General features: G+C 68.5%; 23 protein-coding genes and 2 pseudogenes. 17 read left to right on the plus strand and 8 right to left on the minus strand.

Features of this window, described 5'->3' with window-relative positions:
* Positions 1-19: 19 nt before the first annotated feature.
* The 5 genes from QQY66_RS38555 to QQY66_RS38575 are packed head-to-tail and all read left to right on the plus strand — an operon-like array spanning position 20 to position 5,429.
* Positions 20-973 (plus strand): succinylglutamate desuccinylase/aspartoacylase family protein, encoded by a 954-nt coding sequence (locus QQY66_RS38555; RefSeq protein WP_301985010.1) that lies wholly within the window; start codon positions 20-22, stop codon positions 971-973.
* On the plus strand, positions 970-2,430 hold the full coding sequence (locus QQY66_RS38560) for an aldehyde dehydrogenase (protein WP_301985011.1): 1,461 nt from the start codon (positions 970-972) through the stop codon (positions 2,428-2,430). Before QQY66_RS38555 ends, QQY66_RS38560 begins: the two co-directional genes overlap by 4 nt.
* Positions 2,431-2,452: 22 nt before the next feature.
* A complete protein-coding gene (locus QQY66_RS38565) occupies positions 2,453-3,391 on the plus strand; it encodes an aldo/keto reductase (protein WP_301985012.1) in 939 nt (312 codons plus the stop codon).
* A 59-nt stretch (positions 3,392-3,450) separates the two neighbouring features.
* Positions 3,451-4,116, plus strand: coding sequence for a haloacid dehalogenase type II (locus tag QQY66_RS38570; RefSeq protein ID WP_301985013.1), 666 nt, complete (start codon positions 3,451-3,453; stop codon positions 4,114-4,116).
* 29 nt (positions 4,117-4,145) lie between these two features.
* A complete protein-coding gene (locus tag QQY66_RS38575) occupies positions 4,146-5,429 on the plus strand; it encodes an FAD-binding oxidoreductase (RefSeq protein ID WP_301985015.1) in 1,284 nt (427 codons plus the stop codon).
* 18 nt (positions 5,430-5,447) lie between these two features.
* Here the strand turns inward: QQY66_RS38575 and QQY66_RS38580 are convergent, their stop codons facing one another.
* Together QQY66_RS38580 and QQY66_RS38585 are read right to left on the minus strand one after the other, a co-directional pair.
* Positions 5,448-6,977, minus strand: coding sequence for a UDP-N-acetylglucosamine 1-carboxyvinyltransferase (locus QQY66_RS38580; protein ID WP_301985016.1), 1,530 nt, complete (start codon positions 6,975-6,977; stop codon positions 5,448-5,450).
* A 64-nt stretch (positions 6,978-7,041) separates the two neighbouring features.
* Positions 7,042-7,239, minus strand: coding sequence for a DUF4236 domain-containing protein (locus tag QQY66_RS38585; protein ID WP_301985017.1), 198 nt, complete (start codon positions 7,237-7,239; stop codon positions 7,042-7,044).
* Between the two features lie 477 nt (positions 7,240-7,716).
* Between QQY66_RS38585 and QQY66_RS38590 the strand changes: the two genes are divergently transcribed.
* The 7 genes from QQY66_RS38590 (at position 7,717) to QQY66_RS38620 (ending at position 12,923) form a co-directional block, all read left to right on the plus strand.
* A complete protein-coding gene (locus QQY66_RS38590; protein WP_301985018.1) occupies positions 7,717-8,427 on the plus strand; it encodes an AAA family ATPase in 711 nt (236 codons plus the stop codon).
* A gap of 30 nt (positions 8,428-8,457) precedes the next feature.
* On the plus strand, positions 8,458-9,054 hold the full coding sequence (locus QQY66_RS38595; protein WP_301985019.1) for a flavodoxin family protein: 597 nt from the start codon (positions 8,458-8,460) through the stop codon (positions 9,052-9,054).
* Positions 9,055-9,095: 41 nt separating this feature from the next.
* The gene (locus tag QQY66_RS38600) at positions 9,096-9,542 is read left to right on the plus strand and encodes a nuclear transport factor 2 family protein (protein ID WP_301985020.1); all 447 of its coding nucleotides are present in this window, start codon (positions 9,096-9,098) and stop codon (positions 9,540-9,542) included.
* Positions 9,543-9,579: 37 nt separating this feature from the next.
* Positions 9,580-10,587, plus strand: coding sequence for an AvrD family protein (locus QQY66_RS38605; RefSeq protein ID WP_301985022.1), 1,008 nt, complete (start codon positions 9,580-9,582; stop codon positions 10,585-10,587).
* Positions 10,584-11,597, plus strand: a complete 1,014-nt coding sequence (locus tag QQY66_RS38610) for a beta-ketoacyl-ACP synthase III (protein ID WP_301985023.1) — start codon at positions 10,584-10,586, stop codon at positions 11,595-11,597. Before QQY66_RS38605 ends, QQY66_RS38610 begins: the two co-directional genes overlap by 4 nt.
* A gap of 28 nt (positions 11,598-11,625) precedes the next feature.
* Positions 11,626-11,874: an acyl carrier protein gene (locus QQY66_RS38615; protein WP_301985024.1), complete on the plus strand. Its 249-nt coding sequence runs from the start codon at positions 11,626-11,628 to the stop codon at positions 11,872-11,874.
* Between the two features lie 155 nt (positions 11,875-12,029).
* Complete coding sequence (locus QQY66_RS38620) at positions 12,030-12,923, plus strand: aromatic prenyltransferase (RefSeq protein WP_301985025.1); 894 nt, start codon at positions 12,030-12,032, stop codon at positions 12,921-12,923.
* Between the two features lie 331 nt (positions 12,924-13,254).
* Here the strand turns inward: QQY66_RS38620 and QQY66_RS38625 are convergent, their stop codons facing one another.
* Entirely contained in the window at positions 13,255-13,506 is a 252-nt protein-coding gene (locus QQY66_RS38625; protein WP_301985026.1) for a hypothetical protein, read from the minus strand.
* 1,063 nt (positions 13,507-14,569) lie between these two features.
* Between QQY66_RS38625 and QQY66_RS38630 the strand changes: the two genes are divergently transcribed.
* The 3 genes from QQY66_RS38630 (at position 14,570) to QQY66_RS38640 (ending at position 16,578) form a co-directional block, all read left to right on the plus strand.
* Entirely contained in the window at positions 14,570-15,460 is an 891-nt protein-coding gene (locus QQY66_RS38630) for a hypothetical protein (protein WP_301985027.1), read from the plus strand.
* A 54-nt stretch (positions 15,461-15,514) separates the two neighbouring features.
* The gene (locus tag QQY66_RS38635) at positions 15,515-16,045 is read left to right on the plus strand and encodes a GNAT family N-acetyltransferase (RefSeq protein WP_301985028.1); all 531 of its coding nucleotides are present in this window, start codon (positions 15,515-15,517) and stop codon (positions 16,043-16,045) included.
* Positions 16,046-16,287: 242 nt separating this feature from the next.
* Positions 16,288-16,578, plus strand: coding sequence for a hypothetical protein (locus QQY66_RS38640; protein WP_301985029.1), 291 nt, complete (start codon positions 16,288-16,290; stop codon positions 16,576-16,578).
* Between the two features lie 77 nt (positions 16,579-16,655).
* Here the strand turns inward: QQY66_RS38640 and QQY66_RS38645 are convergent, their stop codons facing one another.
* The gene (locus QQY66_RS38645) at positions 16,656-17,141 is read right to left on the minus strand and encodes an NUDIX hydrolase (RefSeq protein WP_301985030.1); all 486 of its coding nucleotides are present in this window, start codon (positions 17,139-17,141) and stop codon (positions 16,656-16,658) included.
* Between the two features lie 455 nt (positions 17,142-17,596).
* On the minus strand, positions 17,597-18,832 hold the full coding sequence (locus QQY66_RS38650; protein WP_301985031.1) for a serine hydrolase: 1,236 nt from the start codon (positions 18,830-18,832) through the stop codon (positions 17,597-17,599).
* 394 nt (positions 18,833-19,226) lie between these two features.
* Here QQY66_RS38650 and acnA point away from each other — a divergent pair, with 394 nt between their 5' ends.
* Positions 19,227-21,944: an aconitate hydratase AcnA gene (gene acnA / locus QQY66_RS38655; RefSeq protein WP_301985032.1), complete on the plus strand. Its 2,718-nt coding sequence runs from the start codon at positions 19,227-19,229 to the stop codon at positions 21,942-21,944.
* 88 nt (positions 21,945-22,032) lie between these two features.
* On the opposite strand, the gene QQY66_RS38660 is transcribed toward acnA, so the two are convergent.
* From QQY66_RS38660 to QQY66_RS38670, 3 genes and pseudogenes are all read right to left on the minus strand, one after another.
* The gene (locus QQY66_RS38660; RefSeq protein WP_301985033.1) at positions 22,033-22,950 is read right to left on the minus strand and encodes an NAD(P)-dependent oxidoreductase; all 918 of its coding nucleotides are present in this window, start codon (positions 22,948-22,950) and stop codon (positions 22,033-22,035) included.
* 168 nt (positions 22,951-23,118) lie between these two features.
* A complete protein-coding gene (locus tag QQY66_RS38665) occupies positions 23,119-24,213 on the minus strand; it encodes a lytic polysaccharide monooxygenase (protein WP_301985034.1) in 1,095 nt (364 codons plus the stop codon).
* Between the two features lie 173 nt (positions 24,214-24,386).
* A pseudogene (locus QQY66_RS38670) lies at positions 24,387-24,935 on the minus strand (acetylxylan esterase); the annotation flags it as partial.
* 2 nt (positions 24,936-24,937) lie between these two features.
* Between QQY66_RS38670 and QQY66_RS38675 the strand changes: the two are divergent.
* A pseudogene (locus tag QQY66_RS38675) lies at positions 24,938-25,366 on the plus strand (beta-galactosidase); the annotation flags it as partial.
* Positions 25,367-25,418 lie beyond the last annotated feature (52 nt).

Below are 25,418 nucleotides of genomic sequence, written 5' to 3' on the forward strand. Positions count from 1 at the left end.
CGCTGTGGAAAGGAACCACATGTACTCCATCGGTCCACTGACCGTCGCCCCCGGCGAGCGCGCCCAGGGCCTCATCCCGGTCGGCACCAGCAGCTACGGCGTGGAGCTCGGCATCCCGCTGATCGTCGTCAACGGCGTCCAGGACGGCCCGGTCCTGTGCGTGGACGCGGGCGTGCACGGCGACGAGTACGACGGCCAGGAAGCCGTCCGCCGGGTCCTCGCCGAGCTCGACCCGGCCACCCTGCGCGGCACCGTCGTCGGCATCCCCTGCCTGAACACCCCGGCCTTCGAGGCGGCCGCCCGCACCAGCGGCCTCGACCACCTCAACCTCAACCGCATCTTCCCGGGCGACGCGGAGGGCTCGTACTCCCAGCGCCTGGCCGCCACCTTCGTCGAGCAGGTCGTCCCCGCCGTCGACGCCGTGGTCGACCTGCACACAGGCGGCGCCTACGGCGAGATCGCCCCGCTCGTCATCCTCCAGGGCGGCTACGAGGAGCTGGCGACGGACCTCGCCCTCGCCGCCGGGCACGAGCTGGTCTGGAAGGGCGGCAAGTGGGGCGGCACGGTCCGCCACCCCGCCCTCGCGGCCGGCAAGCCCGCCATCACCATCGAGGTCGGCGGCGGCACCTACCGCGAGGCCAACGTCGAGACGCACATGAACTCGATCCGCAACGTTCTGCGCCAACTCGGCCTGATCGACGGTGAGGTGGAGCTGCGCGACACCTACACCACCGTCTCCGGCACCTTCGCCCGCTCTGCCGCCGGCGGCTTCTTCGTCGCTCGCGCCGAGCCGGGGGAGACCTGCAAGGAAGGCGACCTGATCGCCACCATCACCGACCACTACGGCAACATGCTGGAAGAGGTCCTCGCCCCGCAGGAGGGCATCGTGCTCTGGGTGCGCCGCATCCGTACCGTCCGTCCGGGTGACGAGGTCGTCATCTTCGGTGAGGTCCAAGGGGAGATCCGGCCATGACCGGCGAACTGCGGCTGACCGAGCTGCTGATCGACGGCAAGCAGGTGCCCGCCGCCGACGGACGCACCTTCACCGTCCTCGACCCGTCGGACGGGACCGCCATCGCCCAGGTGGCGCTGGCGGGCAAGGCGGACGTGGACCAGGCGGTGGCGGCGGCCCGCGCGGCCTTCACGTCCCCCGAGTGGGCCCGAATGCGGGCCGCCGACCGGGGCCGCGTCCTGTACCGGATCGCCGAGGCCATCCGCTACCAGGGCGAACGGCTGGCCCGTCTGGAGAGCCAGGACGTCGGCAAACCGCTCCGCCAGGCCAAGGCCGATGTCGAGGCGGCGGCCCGCTACTTCGAGTTCTACGCGGGCGTCGCCGACAAGCTCGGCGGCACGACGATCCCTCTCGGGCCCGGTCTGATCGACTACACCGTCCGCGAGCCGATCGGCGTCTCCGGCCAGATCATCCCGTTCAACTACCCACTCCAGAACACCGCTCGCGGGTCCGCCCCGGCACTGGCCGCGGGCTGCACGGTGGTGCTCAAGCCATCGCCCGAAGCGCCGCTCACCCCGCTGGAGATCGGCAGGATCGCCCTGGAGTGCGGTCTTCCGCCAGGTGTCCTCAACGTCGTCCCCGGCGACGGCGAGACCGGCGCGGCCCTCGCCGGACACCTGGACATCAACCAGGTCACCTTCACCGGCTCGGTGCCGACCGGCATCAAGGTCGCCCAGGCCGCCGCGGCCAACGTGGTGCCGTCCGTCACCGAGTTGGGCGGCAAGTCCCCGGTCGTCGTCTTCGCCGACGCCGACTTCGACCTCGCGCTGACCGCCGTCGCGGCCTCGGCCTTCGGCAACGCCGGCCAGACCTGCTCGGCCGGCACCCGCCTGCTGCTCCAGCGCGGCGCGGAGGAGTTCCTCGACAAGCTGGTCGCGTACGCCGCCGACCTGCGCGTCGGCCCGGGGCTCACCGACCCGGACATCGGCCCGCTGGTGGCCGCCCGGCAGCGCGACCGAGTGCTCGGCTATCTGGACCTGGCCCGCGAGGAGGGCGCCGTGGCCCGGGCCGGCGGCGGTGCGCCGTCCGACCCGGCCCTGGCCGACGGCTACTACGTCGAGCCGACCGTCCTCACCGGCCTGACCAACGACGCCCGGTGCGCCCGCGAGGAGATCTTCGGCCCCGTCATCACCGTCATCGAGTTCGACGACGCCGACGAGGCCCTGGACATCGCCAACGACAGCCCGTACGGCCTGGCTTCGTACGTCTGGACCCGCGACATCGACAAGGCGATGCGGCTCGCCGAGGGCATCCGGGCCGGCCAGGTCTACGTCAACGCCACCGGCGTCGGCACCGGCGTCGAACTCCCCTTCGGCGGCTACAAGCACAGCGGCTGGGGCCGCGAGAAGGGCCTCGCGGCGCTCGACAGCTACACGCAGACCAAGAACGTCTGCATCGGCTTCGGCAACCGGTCGTGAACGCCATGAGAGGAGGCCGGTCATGAGATACCGCCCGCTCGGTGAACGCGGCCCGGCCGTCTCCGTGGTGGGCGTCGGCGGCAACAACTTCGGCTCCCGCCTCGACGAGGACGGCACCAAGGCTGTCGTCCATGCCGCCCTCGACGCCGGGATCACCCTGTTCGACACCGCCGACATGTACGGCGGGCGCGGGGAGAGCGGCACCGGGCGCGGTGACGGCGAACGGCTCCTCGGCGCCGCCCTCAAGGGGCGCCGCGACGAGGTCGTGCTGGCCACCAAGTTCGGCATGGAGATGGGCCGGGACGCGGACCTGTACGGGCCGCGCGGGGCACGTGCCTACCTGCGGCACGCAGTGGAGGCGTCACTGAGCCGGCTCGGCACCGACCGGATCGACCTGTACCAGTACCACGAGCCGGACGGCGTCACCCCGCTGGAGGAGACCGTCGCCGCGCTCCAGGAACTGGTCGGCGAGGGCAAGATCGGCCACCTCGGCTGCTCCAACCTCCCCGCCGAGGACGTCACCGACGCCTTCGTCTCCACCCAGGCCCGCTACCACCTGCTCGACCGCGGCGTGGAGCAGGACCTGATCCCGGCCTGCCTGCGCCACGGCGTCGGCCTGCTGCCGTACTACCCGCTGGCCAACGGCCTGCTCAGCGGCAAGTACCGGCGCGGCGAACAGCCCCCGCCCGGCAGCCGCCTGTCCTGGCGGCAGGGCTGGCTCACCGACGCGGCCCTGGACAAGGTCGAGGCGCTGACGGCATACGGCGCCGAACGCGGCCTGACCCTCCTCCAGGTCGCCGTCGGCGCACTGGCCGCCCTCCCCGCCGTCGGCTCCGTCATCTGCGGCGCCATGACCCCCGACCAGGTCACCGCCAACGCGGCGGCGGCCGACTGGATCCCCGACCCGGCCGACCTGGCCGCACTCGACGCGATCGTCACCCCCGGCGAACGCGTCGTCTGAAGCCCCCACCCCATCCCACCCCCTGGAAATCCGGAAACCGCGAGACTGAGGCGAACACCATGCGAGAGATCGTCACCTTCGACGCCTATGCGACCCTGATCAACTTCGAACTCGCCCCCACGACCTTGAAGGTCCTCGAGGACCGGCTGGATCTGGACAACCTGGATGTCGACGAGTTCCTCGACGACTTCCGCGTCATGCGCTTCCAGGCCGTCCTGGAGGCCTACCGTCCGTACCACGAGATCCTGCACTCCAGCCTGCGCAACGCCATGCGTCTGCACGGCCTGGAGTACCGCGAGTCCGACGGTGACGCACTCGTCGAGGCCGTCCCCACCTTCGGTCCCTGGCCGGAGGTCCCGGACGCGCTGCGCCGGCTGAAGACGAAGTATGAGATCGCCATCATCTCCAACACCGACGACAACCTGATCGCGCGTAACGTGGAGAACATCGGCGTCGAGTTCGACTACGTCATCACCGCCCAGCAGGCCGGCGCCTACAAGCCGGACCGCCAGACCTTCGAGTACGCCTTCAAGACCATGGGCGTCGAGCCGTCGCAGGTCATCCACACCGCCCAGGGCTGGGAGTACGACCACATCCCGACCCGCGACCTAGGCCTGAAGCGCCGGGTGTGGATCAACCGCTACGGCCGCCTCGGCAGCGCCGACTACCAGCCGTACGACGAACTGCGCGATCTGTCCGGTCTGCCGAAGCTCCTCGGCTGCTGAACCTTCGTACGAATGTGAGGACGCACGCCATGAAGCAGATCCCCTACTGGCTGGACACAGCTTCCGCCCTGCCCGACCGTTCCGGCAAGGACCTGCCCGACGAGGCGGACGTGGTGGTGATCGGCGGCGGTCTCACCGGGCTGTCCACCGCCTACCACGCCGCCCGCAAGGGGGCCAGGGCCGTCCTCGTCGAGAAGGACAAGGTCGGCTCGGGCGCCTCCGGGCGCAACGGCAGCATGTGCACCCAGGGCATCACCATCGCCCCCGCCGAGGCCCGCAAGCGCTACGGCCAGGAGCGCGCCCGCGAGTTGTACAACGCCTTCCGCGAGGCGGTCGACGTCGTCGAGGAGCTCACGCTCAAGGAGCGGATCGACTGCGACTTCCACCGCTCCGGGCGTCTGGGCGCGGTCTGCAAGCCCGGGCACTTCGAGGGCCTGCGGGCCAAGCAGCGCGACCTGGCCGACAACTTCGGCCACGAGACGATCGTCCTGAGCAAGAGCGAACTGCGGGCCGAGCTCGGCACGGACTACTACCACGGCGCCCTGCTCGACCCGCTCAGCGCGGGTCTGCACGTGGGTAAGTTCGTCGGCGGCCTGGCGGACGCCGCCGAGCGTGCCGGCGCCGAGATCCACGAGCGCAACGCCGCCACCGGCCTCACCCGCCTCCCCGGTGGCGGCTTCGTGGTGGAGACCATGAACGGCGCCATCCGGGCCAAGCAGGTCATGGCGGCGACGGACGCCTACACCGACAAGTCGATGCCGTGGTTCCGCAAGCGGCTGATCAACGTCGGCAGCTTCATCATCGTCACCGAGCCGCTGGGGGAGGCGCGCGCCAAGGAACTCATCCCGAACGGCCGTCTGCTGGTCGCCCACAAGAACGTCGGCCACTACGTCCGCCTCACCCCGGACAACCGCCTCGCCTTCGGCGGCCGGGCCCGCTTCGCCCCCTCCAACCCGGCCTCCGACGTCAAGAGCGGTGACATCCTCAAGCGGGAGATGACCGAGATCTTCCCGCAGCTGGCGGGGGTGCGCATCGACTACGTGTGGGGCGGCACGGTCGGCTTCTCCTGGGACCGCATCCCGCACGCGGGTGACGTCAACGGCCTGTACTACTCCATGGGTTACTGCGGCCACGGCGTCCAGATGGCCACGTACATGGGCCGCGCGGTGGCCGAGATGATGGACGGCAAGCCCGAGGCCAACCCCCTGCGCGGCCTCGGCTTTCCGAAGGTCCCCGTCCCCTTCTACAACGGCACCCCCTGGTTCCTGCCGTTCGGCGGCGCCTACTACAAGGCGAAGGACAAGCTGCTCTGATCCGACGCCGGCGTCCGTTCAGATGTCCCGGAAGATCTCGATCTGCGCCCCCACGGAGTTGAGCCGCTCGGCCAGATCCTCGTAGCCCCGGTTGATGACGTACACGTTGCGCAGCACGGACGTGCCCTCCGCCGCCATCATCGCCAGCAGGACGACGACGGCGGGGCGCAGGGCCGGCGGGCACATCATCTCGGCGGCGCGCCAGCGGGTGGGGCCCTCGACCAGGACGCGGTGCGGGTCGAGCAACTGCAGCCTGCCGCCGAGGCGGTTGAGGTCCGTCAGATAGATGGCCCGGTTGTCGTAGACCCAGTCGTGGATGAGGGTCTTGCCCTGCGCGACGGCGGCGATGGCCGCGAAGAACGGGACGTTGTCGATGTTCAGGCCCGGGAACGGCATCGGGTGGATCTTGTCGATCGGCGCCTCCAGCTTGGAGGGCCGGACGGTGAGGTCCACCAGCCGGGTACGGCCGTTGTCGGCGACGTACTCCGCCGACCGGTCGTGGTCGAGGCCCATCTCCTCCAGCACCGCGAGTTCGATCTCCAGGAACTCGATCGGCACCCGACGCACCGTCAGTTCCGACTCCGTCACCACGGCGGCGGCCAGCAGGCTCATCGCCTCGACCGGGTCCTCGGAGGGGGAGTAGTCGACGTCGACGTCGATGGTCGGCATGCCGTGCACGGTGAGCGTGGTGGTGCCGACGCCCTCGACCTTGACGCCGAGCGCCTCCAGGAAGAAACAGAGGTCCTGGACCATGTAGTTGGACGACGCGTTCCGGATGACGGTGACGCCGTCATGCCGCGCGGCGGCCAGCAGCGCGTTTTCGGTGACCGTGTCCCCGCGTTCGGTCAGCACGATCGGCCGCACGGGGGAGACGGACCGGTCCACCTGGGCGTGGTACAGCCCCTCGGTGGCGGCGATGTCGAGCCCGAAGCGCCGCAGGGCGATCATGTGCGGCTCGATGGTCCGGGTGCCCAGGTCGCAACCGCCCGCGTACGGCAGCTTGAAGCGGTCCATACGGTGCAGCAGCGGACCGAGGAACATGATGATCGAGCGGGTGCGGCGGGCCGCCTCGGCGTCGATCGCCTCAAGCTCCAGCTCGGCCGGCGGCACGATCTCCAGGTCGACCCCGTCGTTGATCCAGCGCGTGCGGACCCCGATCGAGCCCAGCACCTCCAGCAGGCGGTACACCTCCTCGATGCGCGCCACCCGACGCAGCACCGTGCGCCCGCTGTTGAGCAGCGAGGCGCACAGCAGTGCCACACACGCGTTCTTGCTGGTCTTCACGTCGATGGAGCCGGACAGCCGGCGACCGCCGACGACCCGCAGATGCATCGGACCCGCGTAACCCAGAGAGACGATTTCGCTGTCCAGCGCCTCACCGATGCGGGCAATCATCTCAAGGCTGATGTTCTGGTTGCCCCGTTCGATGCGGTTCACCGCACTCTGACTGGTGCCGAGCGCCTCGGCGAGTTGTGACTGCGTCCAGCCCCGGTGTTGCCGGGCGTCACGGATGAGCTTGCCGATGCGTACGAGGTAGTCGTCTGCCATGAGGTTGAGGTTATCTCAGATATGAGATGGCGCCTGTTGAGGGGGCCATTCGGGTGACGGCTCGTCAACGCCGTCGGGTGGCACGGGTACGACGCCACCCGAAAGGTCCGGGCAAATCCACTGATGTCGTACGACGTCCTGTGCTGCTGCGTGTGTGCCGGGGGCCGTGCCTGCCACCGGTCGTGATGGACCATGAGCGCCGGTTGATGTTCAGTCGCACTCCCGGCAGGATCCGGAAACTCTTACGGAATGTGAGCGGCATCAGCGCCTCCCTTCAGGGAAAGGCCGGGTGGTCCCGGTTCACCTCGGATACCCCGACTTCGCGCACTGATGGGCGAACTCGACCGGTTCCTCGAAGCCGGCCGCTGTCACGGGGCCGGCCCCTGCGGTGCGGTTGCGCCGCTGTCCGGTGTGTGAACTCCGGTGGGTACAGCGGCAGTTGGTGTGACTCATATCACTTCTGGCCACTCTTGGTGCGGAGTTGCCGTCCGTGTCACTCTTTTTGGACGCCTCCCCTGCCCGAAAACAGTCCCATGGCAGCGGATTGTGATCTTCTGAGCGCTCGCCGACTCCGGCCATGGCCGTGACCATGCGATGCGGGCCTGATTCCCCATTTCTCGCCGCCCGGCTTTCCGGCGGAATTGCCTCATCCAGCTTTGCCATATCCCCTTTCCCGACCTCTCGCCGTATGCGGCAGTGCCATGCGACTGCAACGCGCTGCCGGGAATTGGAGATGCCCATGAAGATATCCGTGTCCGGAACCTACTCCTCAGGCAAGACATCGACGGTGATGGCACTGTCGTACTACACCGGTGTACCCCGCTCGCTCGCCCGGACGATCAGGGAGATCATGCCGGAGGCTCTGCCGGGCGTGAAGCTCGCGGACGTGACGCCGGCGCAGTTCCTCCAGCTCACCATGCGCCGCCACACCGGCCGCGCCGTACAGGAAGCCCTGCTCGGGGACCACTTCATCTCCGACGGGTCCTCCCTCCAGGAATGGCTCTACGGCGCGGCCCGGCTCCGGTACGGCATGAACCCCAACGCCAACGCCGGGAACGAGGGCGGCCCGGCCACGGTGACGCCGGAGGAGATGGCCTTCTTCGGCAAGGTCGTCGAGCAGTACGGGCACGCCTTCAAGCAGCACGTCAAGGCCACCTACGACGCCTACGTCCACCTGCGCCACGAACTGCCGATCGCCGCGGACGGCCACCGGCCGATGAACAACGACTTCCGCGCGACCGTCGACAAGATGCTGCTCGCCACGCTGGACGAGCTGGAAATTCCCTGCCACGTGGTCAGCGGCTCCATGGCGGAACGCATCGAGGCCATTGCCCGGATCTTCGACTGGACGCCCGTCATGAGCACCGCAGAGGCCATCGAGCAGGCCCGACACGAATACGGCCGGCAGGACTTCCGAATGGAGCACGAGCGGGTTCCGGCACGCGCGTGAACTGCCCTCACGACCAAAGGAGAACACCCGATGGAAAAGCCGCCGACCATCGCCGTCGCCTACCACTCCGGCAGGGGCCATACCGATGTACTGGCGCAGTCCGTCCGAGTCGGTGCCGAGGCCGCGGGCGCCGGAGTGACCATGGTGACCGTCGACGCCATGGATGACGCCAAGTGGGAGACCCTCGACAACGCCGACGCGATCGTCTTCGGGGCGCCCACCTACATGGGATCGGCGTCGGGAAAGTTCCACACCTTCGCGGAGTCGACCAACAAGCGCTGGGCACGGCAGGCATGGAAGGACAAGCTCGGGTCGGGGTTCACCATCGGCGCCTGCAAGGCGGGCGACAAGGACTCCACCCTCGGCTACTTCGCGACCCTCGGCGCCCAGCACGGGATGATCTGGGTCAGCCTCGGCCTGCTCCCCGGCTGGCACCTCAGCCACGAGAGCGAGAGCGACCTGAACCGGCTCGGCTACTTCAACGGCGTAGCCGCCACCACCCCGGGCGACCTCCCCGCCGACGCCGTGCACAAGGCCGACATCGCCACCGCCGAGCACCTCGGCGAGCGCGTCGCCCAGTTGACGGCGATCCACCTCGCGGGGCGCGCCGCCCTGTCCGCCGAGTAGCGCCCTTCCCGCCAAGTACCCGACAGACGGAGTGAGTCGACATGACGACAGCGCAGCAGCCCGCCACCAGGGCGGTCGTGGACGCGTTCTTCGAGAGGTACGCCTCCGGCGATCTGCCCGGCCTGCTCGAGCTGTTCGCCGACCGGGTGGACTTCCGGGTGGCCGGAAGTGAGCACGTGCCCTGGACCGGCACCCGGTCCACCCGGCGGGAGGTCGCCGAATTCTTCGAGATCTTCCCCAAAGTGCTGACCGCGCCGCAGAGTTTCACGCTGCACGCCCTCATGGTCGACGGACAGCACGCGGTGGTCACGGCCGAGTCCGTCTTCGGCGTCCTGGCCACCGGAAAGACGTTCGCCAACGCCTACGCGCTGCACTTCTCCGTAGTGGACGGACAGATCACCCGATACCACATGTACGAAGACAGCTACGCCATCGCCGAAGCCTTCACCACATTCAGCGGCGAGCGCGCCGAGCGCTCCTCCCACTGAACTCGGAGGCGGTTCATCGGCGGGAACAGGAGTACCTGTGCCATCCCTGGAACTCGCGTCCATCGACGATTTCCTCGGCCCGCGAGAGAGCAGATTCCTCGGCGAGGGATTCAAACGGGTCGAACACTCGCTGACCGATCTCACGATATCGCCGGGAGCCGACGACGCTTCGGGTATCGAGGCCACGGCCCATGTCGCCATTCCGGGCCTGTGGTCCCGCAAAGGCGACCAGAACCAGAAACCTCATCTCAGCTCCATCGATGTGATGCTCCTCGCCGCCCGGCTCACCGGTCTGTACGCGGCCCACACGTTCGGCCTCGCCCCCGATACCCGGTTCGAGGTGCGGTCGGTCGACATGAAGGCCGGCTCCGGCCCGGACGAGGAGGGCTTGGCGGAGCTGCCGGTGAGCGGTCGGCTGGTCGCCGCCGAGACGCGCGGCGAGGAGTGGTCGACCACCCTGGACTGCCGTGTCGGATCGCTGTCGGCTCGCGTGCACGCCAGGCACGCCGCGGGCTCTCACCCGATCGGCACCCGCCGGACCTACTACCTGGCGGAGGAACTGCCCGGCCCCTGGAACGACGCGCCCTACGGCGTGCGGCATGGTGCGCGGCAACAGTTGCTCACCGGCGTGAACGTGACGGGCGACAACGAGGACGACCTGCGGGCGACCGCCCGGGTCGCGCTGGTCCCGGGCGGGGTGGAGGCCGCCCAGGACGACGCCCCGGCCACCATGATCGATGCCTTGGTCACCGCCATGCAGCTCGGTCAAGTCCTGCTCTACACGCTCGACGGCGTCGAGCGTGTCCACAGCAACAACCTCTGGATGCGGCGGGCCCGCATCACGGCCGGCGGCACCGCACCAGCCCGGTCCGACGGCAGGGTGACGGCCCGTCTGGAGCAGGCCCGGTTGCTGCCCGCCCCGTCCGGAACATGGCGGTCGGCCGAGGTGGTCGGAGCCCTGCACGGCGTACGGACCCGGGTCGGTGTCGCGCATCTTCTCAACTCGCCCGTGCGGAACGGCAGCCGGGGAGATGAGAGGCGGTGAGCGCGCCCGCAGCCGTCCTCGCCGGACTGGGTGGCTATGTGCCGCCGCGCACCGTGACCAACGAGGAACTCTCCCGCCGGATGGACACCAGCGACGCATGGATCGTCCAGCGCACCGGTATCCGGAAGCGGCACTGGGCCGATCCCGGCGTGGCCACCAGCGACCTCGCCGTCGAGGCGGGCCACCGGGCACTGAAGTCGGCCGGGGCCGGTGCACCCGACGACATCGGCATGGTGGTCGTGGCCACTGCCACTCCCGACCAGCAGATCCCCGCCACCGCACCGGACGTGGCCGCCCGCCTGGGCCTCGGCCCGGTCGCCGCCCTGGACGTGGCGGCCGGCTGCTCAGGGTTCGTGTACGCGCTCGCCACCGCGTCCGCCGCCCTGGTGGCCGGGTACGCCGAGCGTGTTCTCGTCATCGGTGCGGAGACGTTCCGCCCCTTCCTCAACCCCGCCGACCGCAGTACGGCGGTGATCTTCGGCGACGGTGCCGGTGCCGCGGTGCTGCGCCGCGGAACCAGCGACGAGGCCGGTGCGGTCCAGAGCGTGGACCTGGGCTCGGACGGCACCTTCAAGGAACTGGTCGCCCTTCCGGGGAACGGTTCCCGGCACCGCTCCACCGACCGTGCGCCGCACCCGGACGACCAGTACATCCGTATGAACGGCAAGGAGGTCTTCGTACACGCGGTCCGCCGGATGGCACAGTCCTCGGCGGTCGCGCTCGCCCGGGCGGGCTGGAGGGTCGATCAGGTCGACCATGTGGTGGGCCACCAGGCGAATCTGCGCATCCTGGATGCGCTGGCCCGGCAGCTGGGCGTGGACAGATCGCGCGTGGTCACCCATATCGAGCAGGTGGGCAACACCTCGGCCGCCTCCATCCCGCTGGCCCTGGCCGATGCTGCCGCCCAGGGCCGGTTCCAGCCCCGTGACCGGCTGCTGCTGACCTCGTTCGGGGCCGGTCTGACGTGGGGTTCCGCCGCGCTCACCTGGCCGGAGATCACCCTCACCTGACAGCCGTCGTATCCCGAAAGGAAACGCCATGACGAGCCGCATCTCCCTTGAGTCCGAAGCAGTGCTCGACCTTCTCAGGACGCACTTCGACGTCCCCGCCGAAACGACTGCCGACACGCAGTTCCACAGTCTCGACCTGGACTCCCTGGTCCTGATCGAGTTGAGCGTCATCCTGACGAAGCGGTACGGCGTCCAGGTGGCCGGAGACGAACTGGCCACCGCCGGGACCGCCGCCAAGGCCGCCGATCTGCTGACCCAAAAGGGCGCCGCTGTCTGACGCGCGACGGCAACTTCGAGCAGGACGGTTCCCGCCAGAAATCCCGGCGGCCGCGAGAAAGCGGTCGCCGGGATTTTCACACGCTGATTTTCGTACGCCGACGAAGCATTCACCTTCTCGCCGAGGGCGGGAACAACGACGCTTGGGAGAACGGAATGTCCGGACCGGTCAATGGGGAAGTCGATGTGGAAACGGTGTACTCGGCCATCGAGGAAGCCGCCGGCCTGCTCGACCTGCGCTGCTCGCCGGACACGGTCCGGCCGATCCTGGAAGCATTCGAGCCGTTCGAGGGCGGGATCATCTTCAGCGCCTCGGCCGGCGAAGGACACGCGGGAGATCTCGATCTCACCATCCAGGTGCCCCGAGCGATCGACGATCCCTACGCCCACGCTCTGGCGCACGGGCTCGTGCCGCCGACCGACCATCCCGTGGGCGCCCTGCTCTCGGACCTCCGCAAGCACTGCTCCGTCGACGAGTTCCTCATCGACTTCGCGGTTCTGGGCGGCTTCCACAAGATCTATGTGCACTTCCCCCGCGACGTGCAGGGAGTGTCCCAGCTCGCCGCCATCTCCTCCATGCCCCGTGCGCTGGGTGAGAACGCCGACTTCTTCGCCCAGCACGGCCTGGACGACGTAGCGATGATCGCGATCGACTACACGAACCGGACCGTAAACGCATACTTCACGTTTCCGGCCGGCCTAGAGGCGGCGACCGTCTCGTCGATCCTTCGCGACCTCGGGCTGCCGGAACCCGACGAAGAACTGGTGGAGTCCGCACGGAAGACGTTCCGGGCCTACGTCACGCTGGGCTGGGACTCCGGACGGATCGAGCGGATCAGCTTCGCCCGCAGCCTCGATCTGGCGGTCGTCCAGCCCCGGGTGGAGCCGGAGATCGTGCGGTTCGTAACCGGCACTCCGTACACGTACGAAGGCGATCGCTTCAGCATCTCGATCGTCAAGTGGTCGCCCGACGGCGAGTGGTTCAACGTCGGGTCGTACTACCGATTCGGCCCGTTGCAGTGGGACGTACTGCGGAAGATCCTGACGTGAGCAGCCCTGATTGAGCAGATTCCGGGCCGGCGAGGCACATTCGAAGGACCCACCCCACTCCCGGGCGGGAACCGCCTCCGCAGGCTCGCCCACGAGTACCTCCCCGCCGCCCTCGCCCCTGCATCGCGAGGGTGGAACACCTTACGGAGCCCTCTGACCCGGCCGCGGAATGCATCACTCCAACGAGCGACCGTGCCCTTGTCAGGTGCTTGGAGTTATGTATGAACTCACGATCGTTGGGACGGCTACCTTGCCGTCAGCGCGGTGACCAGTGCGTCCAGTCCAGTGGAATCGGAAGAGATCATCTTGCCGTCCACGGGCAGCTCAGACCTCAGGCCGTTTCGTGTCGATTGGCGCGCGCTCCAGCCATCAGGAGCAGCAGCCATGCCGACGTCGCTACAACGAAGATCGCGATGAGTGGCGACAGGCTGCCTCGCTTGAGGAAGAAGATGAACGACTCTGGTCCGTTCGTCAGCGCCACCAGGCCCAACAGTGTCAAGGCACCGATGGCGACTATTCCGAACAGCCGCTGTGCCCAGTAGCGAGCTACGGATCGGGCTACCACGCGGTCCCGATGGTTCATCTTCGTGCCTCCTCGCGCTCGACGAGCCAGATCCTGTCAGCCACGCGCTGTCGCGGCCACAGGCCCTTACCTTGCAGTCATGGCCCCGATCCCGTGGGGCAAGTTCCCCACTGTCGCAGAGCATCAACTGGCTCGCCGGTGGCTGCAGTCCACAGCCAACATCGGTCGAGCACCCAACACGATCGACGCGTACGGACGGGCGGTCGAGGACCACCTGCGGTTCTGTGCAGCGGAAGGCACGGACCCGCTGCTGGCCCGCGCGGAGACCGTCGCCGCCTGGATCAGGGACATGCTGGACCGGTCATCGCGTCCGCCGTCGAAGGCTCCGCCTCGTACCGAGACGGGTTTGGCGAACGCAACCATCCAACAGTGCCTGGTCGCTGTCCGGTCCTTCTACGAGTACTTGGTGGAGGACGGCCTGCGCGAGCAGAACCCGGTCCGCCGAGGGCAGGCAGGCCGTGGCGGCCGCAGACCCCGCCAGGGTCTCGTACGACATATCGAGCAAGCTCCCTGGATCCCCAACGAGGATGTCCGGCAGCGGATTCTGGCCGCCTCATTGAACTCCGCAAGGCCGGCGCCTCGGCGATCGCGGCACCGGTCTGCGCGGAGTGCGGCAAGGAACTGCGAACCCTCCAGCGCAAGGGCCCGGACTGGTACTGCTCGGTCTGCGGGCAGGAGACCGCCGAGTGCACCACCTGCGGAAACGTCCGACACGTCAGCTTCCGGGACCGCAAGGTCCTGCCGCGCTGTTCGATGTGTCCCGATAACGACGACCGTGATCCAGTCACGGTCGTCCACGAACTGATCACCGCGATCGCCCCGGGCGCCGACCGTGATGCGGTCGCCGAGGCCCTTTACCGGTCGGCACCCCACCGCGCTCACTACCGCCAGAGAGCGGTCCGGGCTCTGGAGGAGAACCCTCGCCTGCTGACCGGGGAGGGACACCTGGCGCCGCATCGCGCCATCCTGCGGTTCATCGACTTGCTGCACGAGGCCGGGGTCGCCGGGATCGTCCGGCCCGCCTGTCCTCGCTGCCACCGGGTCGTCCCGTCTCGAACGGCACGTGAAGGACCTCGTCGCCTCCCACGCAACGGCCGAGGGGCGGAAAATCCTGCACCGGTACGCAACGTGGCACCTCCTTCGCCGGCCTCGCCGACGCAGCCGCGGCAAGGAGATCACGCACTACCAGCTCACGGGCGCACGGCACCATCTGCGGGCGGCCGTCCATCTCCTGGACTGGCTCGAGGAACAGAACCTGACCCTTGCCACCTGCCGTCAGGCCGACCTTGAACGCTGGATGACCAGCGACGACGTCCGCCACCGCCGGGAGGCAGGCCACTTCGTGCGCTGGGCCCTTTCCCAGAAGATCGCCCGTGACCTCAGCTTCCCAGCCGTCAGATGGAACGGTCCGTCCCAGGCCATGGACGACGAGGCCCGCTGGGAAACCGCCCGCCGCCTGCTGCACGACGACACCCTCAGGCCCGAAGACCGCCTCGCCGGACTGCTGTTGCTCCTCTATGCCCAGTGGCCCGCCGCGATCTCCCGCCTCACCGTCGACCACATAGAGGAGACCGGCGGAACCGTCCGCATCCGCCTCGGCGCCGTCCCGGTCGAGCTACCCGCACCCGTCGCCGAACTGGCCCTCCACCAGGTCGCGATTCGCCGCAGCCACGCCGTCCTCGGCCGGACAGAGTCACCCTGGCTCTTCCCCGGCGGCCAGCCCGGCCGACCGATCAGCGCCTGGGCCAAGGGCGAACGCCTGCGCAAACTCGGCATCCGGCTCGCGGAAACACGCTCGACCGCACTGATCCAACTTGCCACAGAACTACCCGCCGCGGTCCTCGCCCGCACCCTCGGCATCGACATCACCGTCGCCGTCACATGGCAGCGAGCCGCCGCCGGAGACTGGGCCGCCTACGCAGCCGAGGTCAGCCGCCGGAACTCGAAAGCCTGACAAACCCTGATGTCAGACCCCGCTGACATGCTGCTTCTCATGACGCACGCAAGCATGCCAGACCTTGTCCAGATCACCGATGCCCGCGCAATCACACCCGAACTCCGACGCCAGCTGATCGACTGCTGGATCGCGGTCACCAACTCGGGTGGCGCCGCCGGATTCCCCTTCCCGCCGGTCCAAGACGATGACGTCGCGCCCGCCACCGACAAGCTCCTCAGCCGTCTCCACCCGCAACACAGCCGACTCATCACCGCCAGATTCGACGACGTTCTTGCCGGATGGGTCATCCTCAACCGCGATCCCTATCGACTCGTCGGGCACTGGGGCACGGTCCACCACCTGCAGACCCACCCCGAATTCCGCAGCCGTGGTGTCGGCTCCGCACTCATGCGCGAACTACGGAAGATCGCCCGCAACGACTTGGGGCTCGAACAGCTCCATCTCGCAGCCCGAGGAGAAGAAGGGCTGGAGGACTTCTACAGCCGACTCGGGTGGCGTGAGGTCGGTCGCTGGCCCGGGGCCCTCCGCCTCGCGCCCGACGACACCCGGGACGAGGTCCTGATGCTCCTCGATCCCCTCTGATCACGAGGGTATTCCGAGAGTTCCAACACCCGAGCACACCATTAGCGATCCTGCAGCGCACCCTCACCGCCGCCTACAAAAAGGCCGACTACTTCGCCCGCAACGTCCGCACCATCCAGGTCCTCACCGACCGCGAGTCCATCCTCACCGGAGCCGCCGCAGGCGGCGAACAGCCCTGGAAGTACTACGACCTGGGCGAGGGCTACTGCAGCTACGACTTCTTCGCCAAATGCCCCCACCGAATGGCCTGCGCGCGCTGTCCGTTCTACGTCCCCAAGCCGTCCGCGCAGGGCCAACTCCTGGCCGTCAAGGACGGCATCAACCAGATGCTCGAACGGCTCGACCTGACCGACGACGAACGCGAAGCCCTTGAAGGAGACCGCGAAGCGGTCACTGCCCTGGCCGAGCGTCTCGCCGACACCCCCACGCCAGCTGGTCCCACACCCAGGGAACTCGGCACCACGGACAGCTTCATTCCTTTGACCCAGCTGATGGACACCGTGTCCCGCCCAGCGCAAGAAGACGCCGAATGACGCCCGACGAAATTCAACCAGCCGCGCCGAACGGCCTCACCGCTGACACCAGTGCAGTCACCAACGAACGACGAGACTTACAGCCCAAGCTCCAGTGGCTGATCGGGGACTCCGTCCTTGATCAGTCGGGTTAGTGGACCCGCAAGATCACGCGGCCCAAAGAGGTCCGACCCTTGGTAGTCGGCGATCTCTGACAGCTGCCACCAGCGGAAACCCGTGATGTTTTCAGCGGCCAACTCGTCACTCGACAACGCTCCGTCCGGTCGGAAGGCAGCAGTGCGGACGAGGAAGTAGTCCTCAATCGCGCCGTCATACCCGCTCACATAGCCGGGACCGACGACTTTCCGATGCCACACGTGCGGCGGCGTCCCGTCAATCACGAGCCCGATCTCCTCACGCAGCTCGCGGCGCAGCGCCTCCTGAGGTGACTCGCCAGCCTCGATCCCTCCTCCGGGAGTTGCCCAAACCACCCTCTCCGGAAGCACGAACCTGCACAGCAGGATGCGGTCCTCCCCATCCAGAACGATCGCACGGGCCGCATGACGCAGGTTCAGCAAAGGCATCGAAGCACCCTACGGGCCGGTCCAAGATCGCCGCAACGCCCCTCGATGGACCTCTCTCAAGCGTCCCCGCCCTCACCCACCGAAAGGCCACGCTCCTGTCTCGATTCTCAATAACTTGTCCGTACACCCGATCTGGCGGGTCAGGATCCATTCCAGCCGGTCCAGCCATCCGGTACCCGAACGCGCTCGCTGAGAAGGCTCGACGGGGTGAGACGGGACAGTCCGCGAACCAGATCAGCTGAGACCACAAGCGAAACGGACCAGGTCACCTGAGACGGGGACCAGATCTTTGGAGTCGGTCGTCTGCGGCTGTGCTGACCTGCAAGGACTGGATTGCGTGAGACGGGCGGCCGCGGAGCGCGGGCAGATGTCGCGGGGCAGGCGGCCCGGGATACGACTGTCGGCCCGGGTTATCTCGTAGAGGTGGGTTCATCTGCACTGTTGGACAGGCGCTGTCAGAGCTCGCAGAACTCGGTCTCGACGGCCGCGTCCTCCAGTCGCTGCTCGCCCCAGTCGCCGTTGCGGTTCATGGTCATGACGCGCCGGCCGTCCGCCGAGGCGAGCGTTCGGGTCGCGGAGCCGGGGATCATGCCGCCGTGGCCCCAGGCCCAGCAGCCCTCCTTGAGCTTGAAGTGCCGTATGCCGAGGCCGTAGCGGTCCTGTGGACCACCGTGTCCCTTGTCCCCGTCGACGTGGACCGCGTCGAGCAGCTGCCGCTGCTGGGCGGGCGGCAGCAGCTCACCGGCCAGCAGCTTGGACAGGAAGGCGTTCACGTCTCCGACGGTCGAGATCATCTGCCCGGCGGAGAAGGCGACGGTGGGGCTGAACTCGGTGACGTCGCGCACTTTCGCCTCCGGCCCGTCCTCGAACAGCGTGGAGTAGTGCCTCGCGTGTGGTGCGGGCAGTTGGGGCGAGGTGCCCGGCACACTCGTGCCGCGCAGGCCGAGCGGCCGGATGACAAGACGCTCGACCGCCTGCGCGTAGGTGCCGCCGGTGGCCTTCTCGACAACCATGCCGGCGACGACGTAGTTGGTGTCGGAATAGTCCCACCTTCCTGGCCTGCCGGGCCTGCTGCCCTGCTCCGGCTGGAAGTTGGGCGGGTGGGCGAGCGCGATGTCCACCAACTCTTCGGGGGTCCATCTGGTGTGGCGGTTCCGGTCGAACTCGTCCCCCGCGTACAGGGAGCGGAAGCCGTCGTCCATGTTGTAGTCGAAGATGCCGCTCGTGTGGTTGAGCAGGTGCCGCACGGTGATGTTCCCGGGCCGGTAGCCCTTGCCGCGCACCACCCCGGGCAGCCACTCCTCCACGCTGTCGTCCAGCGAAATCCTGCCCTCGGCTTCGAGCCCGAGCAGCACCGTGGCGGTGAAGGTCTTGGTCACGCTGGCGATACGGAACTTCTCGCTGGTGCTCCTCGGCCGCTCGGCGACCAGGTCACCGACACCGGCCCGGCCATCCCACACACCGCGCGCGTCTCGTACCTGGGCGATGACGCCGGGGGTGCCTTGCGCGACGATCTCGTTCAGTACGGCCTGGGTCTTCGCGTGCGCGGCCTGGACGTTCGGGTGTAACCGGGGCGGAGCATGGTGGGGTGGCCCGGCCGGTGCGGCGGTGGTAGCGGTGAGCGTTGCCAGGGCGACGGCTGCGACGGCAAGGGCGATGGGGAGTCCACGAGAGGACTGTTGACGGCTCATGAGAACAGCTGACCAAGTGCCCCACCCCCACACCATCGGGAACGTCCCGGAAAGAGGTCGGGGACACGACCTAGGGGTTACCGCTCGCACAAGGGGGAGCGAGCGTCCCGGCACAGAACGCCTGAGTTCGCTGAGACAGAGACCCGAACGACTCGGTTCGTTGCGAAACGACTCGATCGAGTGAGGCGGGACAGGAGGCCTGGGCATGACCATCCCGCCCTCATGTACTAGAGTTATCTCGACATCGAGATATCTGCCGAGGCGTACCGCAGCCGCACGCCCTCATCGGTCTGGCACTAAGGGTTACCTAACTTAGCCTTACCTTAGCGGATCGGCCAAGACGTCGTGGCGGCAGGATGCGGTGGGAACGCGCACATCAAAGAAGGAGACTGTCGTGTCGGCGAACAGCTTCGACGCCCGCAGCACGCTGCAGGTGGGCGACGAGTCGTACGAGATCTTCCGGCTGGACAAGGTGGAAGGCTCGGCCCGCCTTCCGTACAGCCTGAAGGTGCTGCTGGAGAACCTCCTCCGCACCGAGGACGGCGCGAACATCACCGCCGACCACATCCGCGCCCTCGGCGGCTGGGACTCGCAGGCCCAGCCGTCGCAGGAGATCCAGTTCACGCCGGCCCGCGTGATCATGCAGGACTTCACCGGCGTGCCCTGTGTCGTGGACCTCGCCACCATGCGTGAGGCCGTCAAGGCGCTCGGCGGCGACCCGGCGAAGGTCAACCCGCTCTCCCCGGCCGAGCTGGTCATCGACCACTCCGTCATCGCCGACAAGTTCGGCACCAACGAGGCCTTCGCGCAGAACGTCGAGCTGGAGTACGGCCGCAACCGCGAGCGCTACCAGTTCCTGCGCTGGGGTCAGACCGCCTTCGACGACTTCAAGGTCGTCCCGCCGGGCACCGGCATCGTCCACCAGGTCAACATCGAGCACCTCGCTCGGACCGTCATGGTGCGTAACGGCCAGGCCTACCCCGACACCCTGGTCGGCACCGACTCGCACACCACCATGGTCAACGGCCTCGGTGTGCTGGGCTGGGGCGTCGGCGGCATCGAGGCCGAGGCCGCCATGCTCGGCCAGCCGGTCTCCATGCTCATCCCGCGCGTCGTCGGCTTCAAGCTCACCGGTGAGCTCACGCCCGGCACCACCGCCACCGACCTCGTGCTGACCATCACCGAGATGCTCCGCAAGCACGGCGTCGTCGGCAAGTTCGTCGAGTTCTACGGCGAGGGCGTGGCGGCCACGAGCCTCGCCAACCGCGCCACCATCGGCAACATGTCGCCGGAGTTCGGCTCCACCGCCGCGATCTTCCCGATCGACGACGAGACCATCAAGTACCTGAAGCTCACCGGCCGCTCCGAGCAGCAGCTCGCGCTGGTCGAGGCGTACGCCAAGGAGCAGGGCCTCTGGCTGGACCCGGCCGCCGAGCCGGACTTCTCCGAGAAGCTGGAGCTCGACCTCTCCACGGTCGTCCCCTCCATCGCCGGCCCGAAGCGTCCGCAGGACCGCATCGTCCTCGCGAACGCCGCCGAGCAGTTCAAGACGGACGTACGCAACTACGTCGACTCCGTGGACGAGGCGGGCCAGGAGTCCTTCCCGGCCTCCGACTCCCCGGCCGTCGCCCCGAACGGCGCCCCGTCCAACCCGGTCACCGTGACCGCCCCCGACGGCTCGACGTACGAGATCGACCACGGCGCGGTCACCGTCGCGGCCATCACCTCCTGCACCAACACCTCCAACCCGTACGTCATGGTCGCCGCCGCGCTGGTGGCCAAGAAGGCGGTCGAGAAGGGCCTGACCCGCAAGCCGTGGGTCAAGACCACCCTCGCGCCGGGTTCGAAGGTCGTCACCGACTACTTCGACAAGGCGGGCCTCACCCCGTACCTCGACAAGGTCGGCTTCAACCTGGTCGGTTACGGCTGCACCACCTGCATCGGCAACTCCGGCCCGCTGCCGGAGGAGGTCTCCAAGGCCGTCAACGACCACGACCTCGCGGTCACCTCGGTCCTCTCCGGCAACCGGAACTTCGAGGGCCGTATCAACCCCGACGTCAAGATGAACTACCTGGCGTCCCCGCCGCTGGTCGTCGCGTACGCCCTCGCGGGCTCCATGAAGGTGGACATCACCAAGGACGCGCTCGGCACGGACCAGGAGGGCAAGCCGGTCTACCTGTCCGACATCTGGCCGACCGAGGCCGAGGTCAACGACGTCGTGGCGAATGCCATCGGCGAGGACATGTTCAACAAGTCCTACGCCGACGTCTTCGCCGGCGACGCCCAGTGGCAGGCGCTGCCGATCCCGACCGGCAACACCTTCGAGTGGGACCCGCAGTCGACGTACGTCCGCAAGCCCCCGTACTTCGAGGGCATGACGATGGAGACCACCCCGGTCTCCGACATCACCGGCGCCCGGGTCCTGGCCAAGCTGGGCGACTCGGTCACCACCGACCACATCTCGCCCGCCGGTGCGATCAAGGCCGACACACCGGCCGGCAAGTACCTCACCGAGCACGGTGTGGAGCGCCGCGACTTCAACAGCTACGGCTCCCGCCGAGGCAACCACGAGGTCATGATCCGCGGCACGTTCGCCAACATCCGCCTGCGCAACCAGATCGCGCCGGGCACGGAAGGCGGCTACACCCGCGACTTCACCGTCGAGGGCGCGCCGGTGTCGTTCATCTACGACGCCTCGCGCAACTACATCGAGCAGGGCATCCCGCTGGTCGTCCTGGCCGGCAAGGAATACGGTTCCGGCTCGTCCCGCGACTGGGCCGCCAAGGGCACCGCGCTGCTCGGCGTCAAGGCCGTCATCGCCGAGTCGTACGAGCGCATCCACCGCTCCAACCTCATCGGCATGGGCGTCCTTCCGCTGCAGTTCCCGGAGGGTGCGTCCGCCGAGTCCCTCGGCCTGACCGGCGAGGAGACCTTCGACTTCACCGGCGTCGAGGAGCTCAACAACGGCACCACCCCGCGCACGGTCAAGGTCACCACCGACACCGGTGTCGAGTTCGACGCGGTCGTCCGCATCGACACCCCCGGTGAGGCCGACTACTACCGCAACGGCGGCATCATGCAGTACGTGCTGCGCAGCCTGATCCGCAAGTAACCGATCGGGAAACCGGTCAAGTAACGGATCTCGTACGGCAGTCGGGCCGCATCCCTGGTGACGGGGGTGCGGCCCTTCGCGCACCGGCTCAGGCCAGCTCCTCCTTGAAGCCCAGCCGCCACGACGGGTAGCGCAGCTCCCAGCCGAGCTCCCGCCTGGCCCTGGCGTTGGAGAAACCGTGGCCCTCGGTCATCAGAGCCACCGCGAACTCCCCGGCCAGCAGCCTGGCGAGCCACTTGGGCACCCGCATCGGCCGCTTCGCCCCCGCGCACGCGGCCAGGTACGGCAGCCAGTCCAGGACCTGGGCGGGCTCGTCGTCGACGATGTTGAACACGCCCCTCGCCCGCTGCTCCATGGCCAGGACGGTGGCGCTCGCCGCGTCGTCGAGATGCACCCAGGAGTTCCAGCCGCTGCCGTCCCCCACGAGCGGGAACTTCCGCTTGCGCACCATCTCGACCACGTCGTCGCTCGCGCCCGGCCCGTAGAACCCGCCGTAGCGCAGGACCGTGCCGCCGGCCTTGGGCACCACATCCTGGATGTGCAGGACACCCGCCGAGAGTCTGCGCACGGTCGGCACCGTGCCCGGGTCGATCGGGTCCTCCTCGGTCAGCAGCCCCGCACGGGGCCCGTAACTCTGCGCGAAGCTCTGCACGAGCACATGGGGCACGCCGGTCGCCTCGGCGGCGGCCAGCAGATGGTCCGTACCCTCGACGCGCAGCCGGTTGGTCGGGGCGAAGAACCGGTCCGGGTGCCGCATGTCGGGCTTGCCGGTGCCGAGCGCGGTCATCTGGTGCATGATCGCGTCCGGCCGCGCCTGGGCCACCGCTTCCCGGACCGACACCCCGTCCAGCCCGTCCATCACGACGCCCTGCGCGCCCAGCTCCGCCAGCATGCCCAGCTTGGCCGCGCTCGTCGTGGTAGCCGTCACCTGGTGGCCCCGGGCCACCAGCTGCGGCACCAGCCGCCGCCCCAGGGCTCCGCTCCCGCCCGCCACGAACACCCGCATGATCATCACCTTCCCGCGCCAAAGCCTGTCTCTCTACGTGGGACGAGCCGGCCGGAGCGTTTTGTGACATCGGCGGGAGGGCCTCCCGCGTGGACGACGCGGGAGGCCCTTTTCTGAGTTTCTGCGTTTCTGCGTTTCTGCGTTTCTACGGACGACGCGGACGGCCGCTCAGCCGACCCGGCAGGGCAAGGTCGCCGCCGTATCACCGCCGGAACCGTTGACGACGTAGCCGAACGTCGTGCTTTCGCCCGGATCCAGTGATCCGTTCCAGCCGGCGTTGTGGACCATCACGTTCTGCCCGTTGTATGTCGGGTTGCCGCTCCACAGACTGTCGACCTTCTGGCCGCCCGGCAGCGTCCAGTCGACCATCCAGCCGAGCATCGGGACATTGCCGGAGTTGGTGACGGTCACCTCGGATTGGTAGCCACCGTTCCAGCTGCCGGTCGTCTTCCGCGTGGCCGTGCAGGTGCCCGGCACCGGTTCGGTCGGGTTGCCGGGCTGCTTGATACCGGTCACCTCGCCGTTCCCGCCGTCGAAGACGACGTCGGAGCAGGAGTAGAAGGTCTCCGCGCTGTCCGAGCGCTGCCACACCATGTAGATGATGTGCCGCCCCGACTTGCCCTCCGGGAGCTGCCCGGACCAGGAGTAGTTGGCCTCGACCGTGCCCGGCGAACCGTTCAGCGGCGGGTGGTCGACGCTCAGGAACGGCCGCTCCTCCATGTCGTCCCAGGTGAGCGTCGTGGTGGGATCGAAGCCGTCCTTGGTGATGTAGACGTAGAACCAACCCGGGTGCGCGGCCCAGGCGTTGTACGAGAAGTCGACGGTCGCGCCCGAGGTCAGATGGGTCAACGGCCAGTTGGCACTGGGAGTGTTGAAACCGGTGAAGTTGGTGTTTCCGCCGCTGCACAGCTCGCCGTCCGGCACAAAGCCGTGGGTGCGGCCGGCACCGTCCGAGCGCAGCACGGAGAACCAGTTGTAGAACGGCGTGGTACCGCTTACCTGTTGTGCCGTCTTGCAGGCCGGGTTCACAGGCTTGATCTCACCGGTGTCGGTCAGCCCGTCCTGCCAGCACAGGAAGGTGCGGCTGCCGGGCTTCATGGGGGTGCCGTGGGCCTCCGCATCGCCGCCGGCCGTGACGATCAGGCCGAGGGCCGGGATCGTCGTGAGCAGGGACAGCAGGACGAGGAGAAGGGCTCCTCGGCGGGTCGGGAGCGGTAATCGGGGTCTGGGGCGGGGAGGTGAAGATGATGTTGTCAGGGCCATGACAGTTCTACGTCCCTTCGCTCGGCGGTCGTGAGGAACGTGCGCACATGGATGCGGGGGATGGGAGCAGTCCTGGGCGGGTTCCGGTCCACCGAATGTGGGAGCGCTCCCATCCGCCGCTGTGGGGCAAGTTAGCGCTGTATTGCCCACTTGTAAACGCTTGGCGCAAGTGGTCAGCTCAACAGATCCCGGAGCGACGCCAGTTGGCCCCGTACGTGAAACGCCTCGCCGCCCTCGTGGCCGTTGAACGGGTAGCTCCGCGTAACGGTTCCAGGCGGCGTACGCACCGCGCGGCGGGCGAAGGAGATGCCCTCCATGTAGGAGAGCGTGCGGTACGCGGCCTGTTCGGCGCCGCGGTGGACGGTGAGGTACGCGACGATCTCGCCGTACGGGCCCGCGTCCGTGAGGTCCAGTGCGCGCCGGATGCCGCACAGGAGTGGTGCGGTGATCAGGGCCGCCGTCAGGTCCGGGACGAGTCCGGCGACGGCCAGGGCAAGCCCGCCGCCCTGGCTGTTGCCGACGGCCGTGATCCGTGAGCCTCCCCCATCGCCGGGCAGGGCGCGGACGGCGGCGACGGCACGTACGGCGTCGGTGATGAGACGCCGGTAGTGGTAGTCGTGGGGGTCGAGCAGGCCGCGCACCGCAGGGCCGGGGCCGCCCGGTGCGGTGGCGTGCGGGTCGGGGGTGTCGCCGCCGTTGCCGTACTGGTCGCCCTGGCCCCTGGCCCGCCCTCGCCCACGACCTGATGCGCGGCCTCGAGGACGGCGCCCCCTTCTGGCTCATGGAGCAGACCCCGTCCACCACCGCCTGCCGCGACGTCAACCCGCTCCGCCGCCCCGGCGAACTGCGCCTCGCCACCTTCCAGGCCATCGCCCACGGCGCCGACGCCGCCCTGTACTTCCAGATGCGCGCCTCACGCGGAGCCTGCGAGAAGTACCACGGCGCGGTCATCGGCCACGCGGGCCGCGACGACACCCGCGTCTTCCGCGAAGTGGCCGAACTGGGAAGGGAGTTGGGACTCCTGGGCGACGCGACTCTCGGCGCCCGAACCCTCGCCCGCACCGCCCTCCTCTTCGACTGGGACAGCTGGTGGGCCCTGGAGGTCTCCGACGGCCCTTCGCGTCTGGTCCGGTACCAGGAGGTGGTCCACGCCTAGTACCGGGCCACCCGCGAGGCCGGCGCTGACGTCGACGTCGTCCCGGTCA

The organism is Streptomyces sp. DG2A-72 (assembly GCF_030499575.1).
Classification (GTDB): domain Bacteria; phylum Actinomycetota; class Actinomycetes; order Streptomycetales; family Streptomycetaceae; genus Streptomyces.